Here is a 12,233-nt window from a genome sequence, read left to right on the forward strand (position 1 = left end):
CTTCCCCCTTCCCTGTCGCAACAGCGACCCATGCAATCCACCCAACCGGCGTTCTTCAAACAGGGACCCAAGCCAGCCACCCGGCTGGCTATTTTCGCTGTGCTATCGCTCGCGCTCATGGCCGGAGACACCCGTTACCACATGCTGGGCGTCATGCGCCAGCAAGTCTCGGTCGCCCTGTATCCGCTTCAATGGCTGGCCACGGCGCCTTTCACGCTGTTTCGTACCTCCCGGGATTTTCTGACCCGCCAGGCCGATCTGCTGGAAGAAAACCGGCAGCTCAACGATGCGCAGCTCTCCGCAACCGCGCTCGCCCAGCGCGTCAAGCAACTGGAGCAGGAAAACATCCAGCTGCGCGGCCTGAACGAAGCACAGCGCACCCTGCCCAAACCCAGCCAGCTAGCGGAGATTCTCTACAACAGCCGGGACGCGTTTGCCGCCAAGCTGATCCTCAACCGCGGCGAAACCCACGGCATCACGGCAGGACGGATCGTTGCCGACGCTTCGGGGCTGGTCGGCCAGATCGTGCGCGTCCAACCGATGACCAGCGAGATCCGTCTATTAACCGACAACAATCACATGGTTCCCGTCGTGGTAGAGCGCAACCAGCTCCGAACTGTCGTATATGGCCGGGGACGCGAGCAGGCGCTGGAAGTACGCAACATGGCATCCAATGTCGACATCCAGCCCGGCGACATCCTGGTCACTTCCGGCATCGACGGCCTGTATCCGGCGGGGCTGCCAGTCGCCAAAGTTGAAAACGTCGATCGCCAAAGCGCTTTCGCCCGTATTTTCTGCTCGCCGCTCGCCGGCATCGGACAGCACCGCTTCCTGCTCGTACTGGAAGAGGCTTCGCCACTCCCGCCTTATCCCACGGCAGCTTCGGCCCCCGCCGCTGCAGGCAAGAAAAAACGGAAGGGACACTGATGCCTGTTTCCAGTCAGATTCTTCGCCCCGTAGGAACGCACTTCATCGTTCTGACATTCCTGGCCGCACTGCTCGGCAACCTGTTGCCCTGGCAGGCTACGCTCGCCAATTTTGCGCCTGACTTCGTAGCACTGCTGCTGATCTACTGGACGCTGAACCAGCCGCGACGCATCGGCGTGGGCGTCGGCTTTCTGCTGGGCATCCTGATGGATGTTGGCGACGGCACAGTGCTGGGGCAGCATGCACTGGCCTATTCGGTCATCGCTTTCCTCACGCTGTGGCGCAACCGCCAGATCTCGGTTGCCCCCTTCTGGCAGCAGGCAATCAGCGCCTTCCTGCTGCTATTGCTGTCCCAATTAATCATGTATCTGGTGCGCTCGACCATGGGCGCTCCGTTCGTGGGATGGAGCTATTTTGCCGGACCGGTCATCGCAGCGCCTCTCTGGACGCCCTTGGCCAACCTGATGCTCATGCACCAGCGCATGGGAGCGCCTGAAGAACTATGAGCAGGCGGCTGTTTCGTTCCCGCCTCCTTTCCTCGCGAATCACGCCACGAACGGGGAACAGCGAGTTGCACAACCAGACTGAAACGCGCAGCGCGTTTCAGCTCCGCCTGATGGCTGCGGCGTTGTTCGTGCTGCTGGCATTCGTGCTGCTTTTCGTCCGTTTTGCCTGGCTGCAAGTCGTCAAGCACAAGGAATACATCACACTGGCAGAACAGAACCGCATCTCGCTGGTTCCCGTGCAGCCCTCGCGCGGCATTATCAAGGATCGCAATGGCGTAGTGCTGGCGCACAATTTCTCGGCTTATACGCTGGAGATCACCCCTTCAAAAGTCACCGATCTCGAAGACACGCTGAACCGGCTTTCCGGGCTCATTGAGATTCAACCCAAAGATCGCCGCCGGTTCAAGAAATTGCGTGAGGAAACCAAGGCTTTCGAATCGCTGCCGATCCGCTCCCGTCTGACCGATGAGGAAGTGGCCCGTTTTGCCGCCAACAGCTACCAGTTCCCCGGCGTGGAAATCAAGGCGCGGCTATTCCGCCACTACCCGCAGGGCGAAGTGGCTTCCCATCTCATCGGCTATATCGGCCGCATCAATGCCACGGACCTCTCCAATCTGGAAGCCAGTGGACAGATGCCCAACTACCGTGGCGCCGACCACATCGGCAAGATCGGCATCGAACAGCGTTACGAGAAAGAACTGCGTGGCATCGCCGGTCACGAGGAAGTGGAAATCGATGCCGGCGGACGTGCCATCCGCACGCTCCGGCACACGCCTTCGACGCCCGGAAAGAACCTGATCCTGTCCATCGACATCGAGCTGCAGAAAGTCGCCGAACAGGCATTCGGCGAGAACAAGGGCGCGCTGGTCGCAATCGAACCGGCAACGGGCGGGGTGCTGGCTTTCGTTTCCATGCCGGGCTACGATCCGAACCTGTTCGTCGACGGCATCGACCCGCAGAACTGGAACGAGCTCAACAACTCTCCGGAGAAGCCGTTGCTCAACCGGGCGTTGCGCGGGGAATACCCGCCGGGCTCCACTTTCAAGCCCTTCATGGCGCTGGCAGCCCAGGAAGGCGGCTTCCGCTCTGCCAGTGCGGCATTGCCGGATCCGGGATTTTTCAACTTCGGCGGTCATGTGTTCCGCGATGACAAGCCCGGAGGGCACGGTGTCGTAGACATGTACAAATCGGTCGTCGTTTCCTGCGACACCTATTACTACACGCTCGCCAACCAGATGGGGATCGAGAATATTGCCCAGTTCATGGCAACACTCGGATTCGGCAGCAAGACGGGCATCGACATCGAAGGCGAGCGCCCCGGCGTTCTGCCTTCCCCCGAATGGAAAAAGAAACGCTTCAAGAACCCGGCCCAGCAGAAATGGTTCGCCGGAGAAACGATCTCGATCGGCATCGGGCAGGGTTACAACTCCTACACCCCGTTGCAACTGGCCCATGCCACGGCGACACTCGCCAACCGCGGCGTCGAGTTCAAGCCGCATCTGGTGCAGCACATCGAAGATGCCCACAGCGGAGCCAAGACGCCCGTCGAGCCCAAGCCGAGCAAGACGCACGACTGGAAGCCCGAACACGTCAACGTGATCCATCGCGCCATGGCCGGCGTCAACAAGGAAGGCACGGGGGCACGCGCCTTTGCGGGCGCCAGCTACACCTCGGCCGGCAAGACGGGTACGGCCCAGGTCTTCAGCCTGAAGGGGGCCAAATACGTGGAAGGCCAGGTCAAGAAACACCTGCGCGACCACGCTTTGTTCATCGCCTTTGCTCCGGTCGAATCCCCCAGGATCGCGCTGGCCGTCATCGTGGAAAACGGCGGTTTCGGCGCCCAGGCTGCGGCCCCGATCGCACGCCAGGTGCTCGACTATTACCTGCTGGGCAAGAAAGTCAACCAGCCGGCCCGCGAGCTGCCGGACGAACCGGAGGAGCACGCCCATGATTAAGCACCTGTGGCAACGTTTCATCCGCAACATCGACCCCTGGTTGCTGCTGTTTACCGCGCTGGTCGTGCTCTATTCGGTGCTGGTGCTCTACAGTGCCTCCAACCGGGACATGAACCGTATCGTCAACAAGTTCGTTTTCTTTGGCGTGGGACTGGGCGGCATGTGGATCATCGCCAACATTCCGCAACAAATGCTGATGCGGCTGGCTCCCCCTGCCTACATCCTGGGCGTTTTGCTGCTGCTGGGCGTGGCGCTGTTCGGCGAGGTCACCTACGGCGCGCGGCGCTGGCTGAATATCGGCGTGGCCCGAATCCAGCCATCGGAAATCATGAAAGTCGCCCTGCCCATGATGCTGGCCTGGTATTTCCAGCGCAACGAAGCCTCGTTGCGCTGGAAAAACTATATCGTGGCGGCCGGCATCATGTTGCTGCCCGTCGCCTTCATTCTCAAGCAGCCCGACCTGGGAACCTCCCTGCTTGTTGCCGCAGCCGGCTTCTACGTACTCTATTTCGCCGGACTTTCGTGGAAACTGATCGGCGCCATGACCATCATTGGCAGCGGCATCGTCATTGCCATGCTGGACTGGGACACCTGCAACCGGGTACTGCACGAATACCAGTGCCAGCGCATCGCGACCATGCTCAACCCGATGGAAGACCCGCTGGGCTCGGGCTACCACATCATCCAGGGCACGATTGCCATCGGTTCCGGCGGCATACTGGGTCGGGGTTGGCTTAACGGCACGCAAACCCATCTCGATTTCATCCCGGAACGCACCACCGACTTCATTTTCGCTGTGCTGGGCGAAGAGTTCGGACTCTTTGGCAACATCATTCTGCTCATTCTCTATCTGCTCGTCATCGGCCGCGGACTGATGATTGCCGCGCGGGCGTCGACCCTGTTCGGTCGTTTGCTTGCCGGCTCGATCGCGCTTACATTCTTTACCTATGCCTTTGTCAACATGGGCATGGTTTCGGGTATTCTTCCCGTTGTTGGCGTACCGTTGCCATTGTTTTCCTACGGCGGTACAGCCATGGTTTCCTTGATGGCGGGTTTTGGCATCCTGATGAGCATCAACAAGGATCGCCAGTTGATGAAAGGGGGATGAAAATGGGCGCAGACAAAGGAATGGCAAAAAAGACCGCGGCCTGTCTGGCTACGGCGCTGCTCGCAGCCTGCTCCAGCACACCGCGTCAAAGCGCGCCTGTCGTCGTTTCCACAGGCAGCAAGCCGGCAACTTCGCCCGCCATTTCCGGTCAACCCTCGCCTTATTCCTGCAGCTACAACCCACCAGCCGGTGCCAGGGGCAATTTCTACAAGGACGATGGCCCGCTGGAATTGCCGGGAACACTGGAATTCGTTCCCGAACCGCTTCCGCGTACGGAACCGTTGCACCGCTGGGCCAACAATCCATACACGGTGCTCGGGCAAAAGTTCATCCCGCTCAAGACGCCGGGAGAGTGGACGGAACGCGGTATCGGCTCATGGTACGGCCGCAAGTTCCACGGCCAGAAAACATCGAGCGGTGAGACCTATGACATGTTCGGCATGACGGCTGCGCACCCTACCTTGCCGATCCCGAGCTATGCCCGCGTCACCCATCTGAAAAACGGTCGCAGCGTCGTTGTGCGCATCAACGACCGCGGTCCATTCCTCAAAGGACGAATCATCGACCTGTCTTTCCTCGCCGCCTGCCGGCTCGGCTATGCCGGCAACGGCAGCGCAGAACTGGAAGTCGTCAGCCTGCTTCCGGGAGAAAAGACACCTGCCAGTGCGGCAATTTCCTCCTCCGCGCCGTCCACGGCAATCACTGCTCCGGCAGAGCCGGTATTGCAGGCTGCCGTACCTGCGCGTCCGGGCTCCGTCTTCCTGCAACTGGGCGCTTTCAGTTCGCGCAGCAATGCGGAAAGTTTTCACGCCCACCTTGCGAGGGAGCTTGACGAAGCCCAGGCAAACCGGCTTGCCATCCAGGAAGCCGGAACCATCTACCGCGTACGGCTCGGCCCGTTCCCGGACCGGGCCACGGCACTCGCCATGGCAGAAAAACTCACCGGACAGAAAAACCTTCCGGCGGTCATTGCGCGCTGAGAACCTGATCGCAATCCGTAGCGAAAGGCCCGCTGCGGGATGAAGAGCAGAGAAGGCCTGATCAGTGCCACACAACACGACCGTGAACAGGTTCCAAGAAAAACCGTTGCCTGAAATGAACACAGCCCGTCTTGCCGGGCTGTGTTTCATTTCAATCCCAAGAATGCTGCATCGCTCTCACCGCATCAAACTCGGATGTTCGCGGGAAGGCCGGTCAAGGTAATAGCCCTGCACCTGATCGATGCCAATTTCCAGTAGCATGTTGAAGATTTCCTCGTTCTCCACGAACTCGGCAATCGTGATCTTGCCCATGTCACGGGCCATGGCGACCATGCCGCGGACGAAGACCTCGCTATCGTGGTTCACCGGCAAGTCGCGGATGAACAAGCCGTCGATCTTGAGCACATCGGCCTTGAGCTGCTTGAGATAGGCGAACGAGGAAAAGCCGGTCCCGAAATCATCCAGACAAACCGTGCAACCGGTGGCCCGCAACGCATCGATAAAACGCTGCGCATCGCGCATGTCCGAAACGGCAGCGGTTTCAGTCAATTCCACCAGCAAGCGACGCGGCTCGACTTGGCGCGAGGCCAGAAGCCTGCTGATATATTCCGGCAATCCCGGCTCATCGAAAGAGCGCCCGGAAATATTGATCGCGATGGAAGGGATTTCCTGGCGCAGACTCAAGAGATCGACCACCTGGTGCAGCACCCAGCGGTCGATTTCGATGATCTTGCCGGTCGTTTCCGCGTGCGGAATGAATTGCCCAGGCATGATGATCTCGCCGGGAGACTGGGCATCCTTCATGCGCACCAGCGCCTCAAGGTGCGCCAGACTCTTGTCTGCCGCATGATAGATTCCCTGGAAGTGCAGCTCGAATCCGTCGTGCTTCAGCGCATCGAGAATCCGGTCTTTCCACGACAGGCGGGCAATGACACTGCGCGACTGATCGGCCTCGCGCCGATACAGGCGCCACGTCGATTTGCCCGCCGACTTGGCCTGATACATGGCCGAATCGGCATGCGCCACGAGCTCGGCCGCATTGCCGGCATGCTGCGGAAACATGGCCACGCCAACACTGGTCGAAGGCCGCATGGAATGGCCGTTGGCCGAGAACTGCACCTGCGAAACGGTCATGACGATGCGTTCGGCAAGCCTGCTGACTTCATATTCGTTGCAGTCCGGCACCAGCACGGCGAACTCGTCGCCGCCCAGGCGCGCCAGTACTTCGTGACGGCGCACCTGATGGCCAACTTCCTTGGCGATCACCTGCAATAACTGATCGCCGACGCCATGCCCAAGCGTATCGTTGACATGCTTGAACTCGTCCAGATCGAAGAACAGCAACGCCATCGCCCCTTGGCGGCGGTCGGTATCCGATACCATGCGTTCCAGTTCCTGCTGAAAACGGTGCCGGTTGTAGAGCCCGGTCAAGGCATCGCGCTCAGCCAGATTGACCATGTGATCCGCCAACAGGCGTTCCTGTGTCACATCTTCGTAGATCCACATGCGTCCATTAGCCACGCCCTGCTGATCCAGCACCCGGTAGCAATGCTGGGTGATGATGCGTCCATCGTTCATGGTCAGTTCGCCGTGATCGATACGGGCGTCGGCCTGGATGCGGTCTTCAAGATAAGTGGTCAAAACATCGGAAACCATGGGACGGTTTTCGGCTTGCTGCAGCACCATGCCGATGGCGCGGCCAACCAGGTTTTGCGACTTGGAAACTCCCCACAATTCGCAAAAAGCCGGGTTGTGAAAAGCGATCCGGTTGTCATTGTCGACGAACAGCACGCCGAAACGCATGGCTGAAAGCAACGCCATCAGCCGGGCACGCTCGGTTTCTGCGCGCGCCAGATAGCTCTGTCCCAAGGAATGAATCTGCCGTAATTCGGCAACGGCCTTGCGCAGCGCCAGGCGATCATCCTTGAGCTCGGAGTTGTCGCGCAGGCTGGCACGCAACCCCAGATACTGGCCTCGCCCGTCGAAAAGCGGTTGCCACGCCAGCGAAGCCCAGAACAGCCGGCCATCGCGGGACTGTCCGCGGAACTCGAAATCCTGCGAGGTCGTACGGTTCTGCAGGGCGAACTCCAGCGCATCCGCCAACCTGCCCCGCTCTTCCGGCGTTGCAAGAATCAGCGGAAAATCGGGCAACAGCATGCATTCGTTGACAGCATATCCCGTCAGGCGGGCAATTGAGGCATTAACCCAGACGAGCTTGCCTTCCGGGTTCAGCCAGAGTTCGGCGCTGTAGGTATAGTCAGCGATGATGTGAAAACGTTCTTCGCTCTGCGAAAGCGCGACCACCCTGTCGCGGATGGAACGGGCCATCTCGTTGAAACGCTGAGAAAGCTGGACGATTTCATCGCTGCCGTGAGCGGTATCCATTTCCTTGTAGGTTCCGTTGGCTGCAGCTTCAGTGACGGCGATCAGGCGATGCAGGTGACGCGTCAACCAAAGCCCCGTCAGCATCAGCAACAAAACGGACAACACCAAGCCGCTGAACAGCGCGACTGCGCCCTGCCGGGCAAGGCTCGACACCCCTTCGCGCAGGATGCCGGTCGAAATTCCGAAACGCAATTCGCCGAGCTTTTCCCCGCCCTGACTAATCGGAGTAGCTGCATCGACCAGAGCGGGCAAGACACCCCGCTCCTTCAACTGGCGAATCTCCGGCAAGGGGCGCGAGATGTCCCAGCCGCGCGCGGCGATGATGCGACCGTTAGCATCGAGCAGAATCAGATAATCGATACCTTCCGGAGCCCGGATGCCGTCGAGCAAATCGGCTGCGCGCGCCAGATCACCCACGGAAAGCGGGGCCGCAAACGCCACGCTCAAGAGGCGCGACAGTTCCGCAACCCGCACTTCGGTCGCACGCGCCACAGTATCGTTCCAGACGCGGATCGTACTGAACAACAATGCAGCAAGAACCGCCCCCTGCAAAAGCACGCAGGCGACAATCAGGCGCGAACGCAACGAAGTAAGAAAAGGTATCTTCAACATTTAAAATCTGGGCAAAATCCGAAAGGTGTTCTGGTTATTCTAATTGTTTATAGCCCGCGGTAAGGAAACGGGTTGGGTTTCATTTTGCCCGATGTCGCCCATAACTGGAAACCACATCGAACCGCGATGCCGTCCGCAGTGGAAGTTGGTAAGATCGCCCGACAAGCACAAGTCAAACCACAATGAGCCAAATCCTGAAAACAATTCTGCGGTGGGCATTCCGGATACTGTTCCGTGTCGAAATACAGGGCCGCTGGCCCGATCCCCTGCCGCAACGGCTGTTGATCGTCGCCAACCACGAATCCTTTCTCGACGGCGTGCTGCTGGCGCTGTTCCTGCCGGCCAATCCGGTGTTCGTGCTGCACACCTGGGTGGCTCAGAGTCGTTTCTACGGCTGGATCATCCGCTTCGTCGACTATCTGGCCGTCGATCCCACCAACCCCATGGCCATCAAACAGGTCGTCAAACTGGTAGAAGCCGGCCGCCCCGTGGTGATCTTCCCGGAAGGACGCATCACTGTCACCGGCTCGCTGATGAAGGTCTACGACGGCCCGGCATTCGTCGCTGCGCATACCGGTGCCGATATCCTGCCCGTCCGCCTCGACGGCCCGAGCCTGAGCTATTTCAGTCGCTTGGGCGGAGGCCATCCGCGGCACTTCTTGCCCAAGCTGCGTCTGACCCTGATGCCGCTGGAAAAAATCGACATCCCGCCCACCGAATCGCCGCACGAGCGCCGCCGCCAAGCCGGCGAAGCACTGCGCCGGCTCATGCAGCACATGCTGTTCGCCTCGCGTCCGGCCGGCACGCTCTACGAAGCGCTGCTCGACTCCATCGCGGTCTGGGGACGCAAGCACCGGCTGATCGAGGACATACGGCAGATCGAACACTCCTACGGCGAATTCCTGAAAATGACGCTGGCACTCGGCCGGCTGGGCTGCCGGCTGGCCCCGAAAGACGCGCGCATCGGCGTGTTGCTGCCCAACGCCGTTCCGACGCTGGCCCTGATCACCGGCTTGGGCGCGATGCGGCGCATTCCGGCCATGCTCAACTACACGGCAGGGCAAGCCGGGATCGAAGCCGCCTGCGAGCTGGCTCAGATCAAGGTCATCATCACCTCGCGCGCCTTCGAGGAAGGCGCCAACCTGCATCACCTCACCCATGGATTGGCACGCAATTTCACCCTGCTTTATCTGGAAGACCTGCGTCCGCAGTTTTCTCTGCGCGACAAGCTCTGGCTGCTGTGCGCGCTCTGCGCCCCGCGCCGGGCCGTACCGTTCGGCCAGGCAGAAGAAGAAGCGATTACCCTCTTCACCTCGGGATCGGAAGGCACGCCCAAGGGCGTCGTGCTCAGCCACCGCAACCTGCTCGCCAACCTGGCGCAGATTCGCTCGGTGATCGCCTTCAATGCCAGCGACAAATTCCTCAGCGCCCTGCCGCTGTTTCACGCCTTCGGCCTGACTGCGGGCGCGCTGTTGCCGCTCCTGACCGGAACCCGTCTTTTTCTCTATCCGTCGCCGCTACACTACCGCGTGATTCCGGAACTTGCCTACGATCGCGATTGCACCGTGCTGTTCGGCACCAGCACCTTCCTCGGCCACTATGCCAAGCATGCCCATCCTTACGATTTCTACCGCGTGCGGTATGTGGTCGCCGGCGCGGAGCGGCTCGCCCAGCGCGTGCGGGAAACGTGGTTCGAGAAATTCGGCATCCGCATCCTTGAGGGCTACGGAACCACCGAAACGTCGCCGGTACTGTCGGTCAACACCCCGATGGCCTACCAAACCGGCTCGGTCGGCCAGTTCCTGCCGGGCATCGATTTCTGGCTGGAGCCGGTTCCGGATTTCCCCGAAGGCGGCATCCTGCACGTCAGGGGACCGAACGTCATGAAGGGCTACCTGCTCGCCGCTCACCCCGGCCGGATCGAGCCGGTAGCTTCATCCCGGGGCCCCGGGTGGTATTGCACCGGAGACATCGTCTCAATCGACGAAAACGGCTTCGTCACTATCAAGGGCCGTGTCAAACGCTTTGCCAAAATCGCAGGGGAAATGGTCTCGCTCGAAGCGGTCGAGAATCTGGCGCATACCATCGACCCGCTGGCCCTGCACGCCGCCTGCAGCCGCATGGACGAATCGCGCGGCGAATCGCTGATCCTCTTCACCACCAGCCCGCTCCTGACGCAGGAGCGCCTGCAGGCCACTGCCCGGCAACACGGACTGCCTGCGCTACTGGTACCGCGTGACATCCGGGTTCAGGATTCGCTCCCGCAACTGGGGTCGGGAAAAATCGATTACGTTGCACTGAAACAACGGATCGACAAAGGCTCAACGTTCCAGGATGGACATCCCGCGTGACCCTGGTCTGAATCAGTCACACACAACACATATCCGTAAACAAATACAAGGCCTACACCGCACAAATACTTTCTAACAGCAAAAGAATGAATTAATATTTGCGCAATTTTTGTCCAGATTGCGCCCATGCCTCCCCTGTCCCTCCCGGATTTTGCCTCTCTCTTCCAGCAAAGCGCCCGCCTGCTGACGCTCCGCCTGGAGGGTCTGGCCGGCGAGGACTTGCTGCCCCATACGTTGCAGGGCGAGGAAGGGCTGTCCCGGCTGTACCGCCATGCGCTGGTCTGCCTGTCCCCCGATGCCGGGCTGGAACTCAAATCCCTGCTGGGCCGGGCGGCGCGCCTGGGCATTTTGAGCGCCGACGGGGCTGAGCGAGTCATTTGCGGGTTGGTGACGGCGGCGGAGTATCTGGGCTCGGATGGCGGGTTTGCCCGCTATGGCCTGACTATCGAACCCGCTCTGGCTTTACTGGCTTTGCGGCGCACCAGTCGGGTGTTTCAGGACTTGAGCGTGCCCGACATCGTCCAGCAGGTGCTGGAGGAGCATCAGGCCGACAATCCGGCATTTACCTCGACCTTCCAGTTTTCCGCCGAAACCCGCCTTAGTTATGCCCCCCGTTCCTACTGTCTGCAATACCGCGAATCCGATCTGGACTTCATCACCCGGTTGTTGGCGGAGGAAGGGATCAGCTATACCTTCCGCTTCGATGATTCAGGCGAAACCCCAATCCATACGCTGGTGTTGTTCGACGATGTCTGGTCGTTGCCGGCTTGTTCACAAGCGGCGGTGCGTTTTCATCGCAACGATGCGACCGAACAGGCAGACGGGGTGACCGCGTGGCAATCCGTTCGCCGTCTGCAAAGTGGGCGCACGTCCCTGGCAAGTTTCGATTACCAGCCGGTTTCAACCGTACAAGCCGGCGAGGCGCATCTACAAAACCATGGGGAACAAGGCAATGCCGCGTTGGCGACGCTGGAGGACTACGATCCGCAAACGCTGTATTTCGGGCGCGATGCCGATGACCTCGCCCGTTATGCGCAGTTGCGCCAGCAGGCCCACGATCTGACGGCGAAGGCCTTTACCGGGGTCGGGGCGGTGCGGCAATTGGGCGCGGGCCAATGGTTCCGGCTCGACGAGCATCCGGCCCATGCCGGGGACTTGGCCGATGCGCGGGAATTCATCGTGCTCAGCCAGACGCTGACCGCACGCAACAACCTGCCGGATGAATTGAACCGGCAACGCTCCGCTCCATCTCCATCCACTGAATCCTCCCCACTGTTCGAGAACCGCTTTACGGCAGTTCGCCGTGGGGTGGCGGTGGTGCCGGGAGTCAGTGCCGAGGCAAGGGACAGTACGGTTGCGGGGAATGGTGATTTTGCGGGAAACGGCTTGATGCCGCTGGCCGTGCCATT

8 protein-coding genes are annotated in these 12,233 nt (G+C 60.4%); 7 read left to right on the forward strand and 1 reads right to left on the reverse strand.

The window, feature by feature from the left end:
• Window positions 1–30: 30 nt before the first annotated feature.
• The 5 genes from mreC (at window position 31) to BMZ36_RS12820 (ending at window position 5,476) form a co-directional block, all read left to right on the forward strand.
• A complete protein-coding gene (gene mreC, locus BMZ36_RS12800) occupies window positions 31–927 on the forward strand; it encodes a rod shape-determining protein MreC (protein WP_091197404.1) in 897 nt (298 codons plus the stop codon).
• The gene (mreD, locus tag BMZ36_RS12805; RefSeq protein WP_091197408.1) at window positions 927–1,433 is read left to right on the forward strand and encodes a rod shape-determining protein MreD; all 507 of its coding nucleotides are present in this window, start codon (window positions 927–929) and stop codon (window positions 1,431–1,433) included. Before mreC ends, mreD begins: the two co-directional genes overlap by 1 nt.
• 65 nt (window positions 1,434–1,498) lie before the next feature.
• A complete protein-coding gene (gene mrdA / locus BMZ36_RS12810) occupies window positions 1,499–3,388 on the forward strand; it encodes a penicillin-binding protein 2 (RefSeq protein ID WP_245747928.1) in 1,890 nt (629 codons plus the stop codon).
• Complete coding sequence (rodA, locus tag BMZ36_RS12815) at window positions 3,381–4,496, forward strand: rod shape-determining protein RodA (protein WP_091197415.1); 1,116 nt, start codon at window positions 3,381–3,383, stop codon at window positions 4,494–4,496. The genes mrdA and rodA overlap by 8 nt, the downstream gene beginning before the upstream one ends.
• Before the next feature lie 20 nt (window positions 4,497–4,516).
• Complete coding sequence (locus BMZ36_RS12820; RefSeq protein ID WP_177187884.1) at window positions 4,517–5,476, forward strand: septal ring lytic transglycosylase RlpA family protein; 960 nt, start codon at window positions 4,517–4,519, stop codon at window positions 5,474–5,476.
• A gap of 177 nt (window positions 5,477–5,653) precedes the next feature.
• On the opposite strand, the gene BMZ36_RS12825 is transcribed toward BMZ36_RS12820, so the two are convergent.
• Window positions 5,654–8,473 (reverse strand): EAL domain-containing protein, encoded by a 2,820-nt coding sequence (locus BMZ36_RS12825; RefSeq protein WP_091197423.1) that lies wholly within the window; start codon window positions 8,471–8,473, stop codon window positions 5,654–5,656.
• 182 nt (window positions 8,474–8,655) lie between these two features.
• On the opposite strand from BMZ36_RS12825, the gene aas reads away from it, so the two are divergent.
• Both aas and BMZ36_RS12835 read left to right on the forward strand, forming a co-directional pair.
• Window positions 8,656–10,824, forward strand: coding sequence for a bifunctional acyl-ACP--phospholipid O-acyltransferase/long-chain-fatty-acid--ACP ligase (gene aas, locus BMZ36_RS12830; protein WP_091197427.1), 2,169 nt, complete (start codon window positions 8,656–8,658; stop codon window positions 10,822–10,824).
• Window positions 10,825–10,950: 126 nt separating this feature from the next.
• Window positions 10,951–12,233: type VI secretion system Vgr family protein (locus tag BMZ36_RS12835; protein ID WP_143086063.1), on the forward strand; the 1,283-nt coding region annotated here is incomplete at its 3' end.

It is taken from the genome of Formivibrio citricus (genome assembly GCF_900115065.1).
Classification (GTDB): Bacteria; Pseudomonadota; Gammaproteobacteria; order Burkholderiales; family Chitinibacteraceae; genus Formivibrio; species Formivibrio citricus.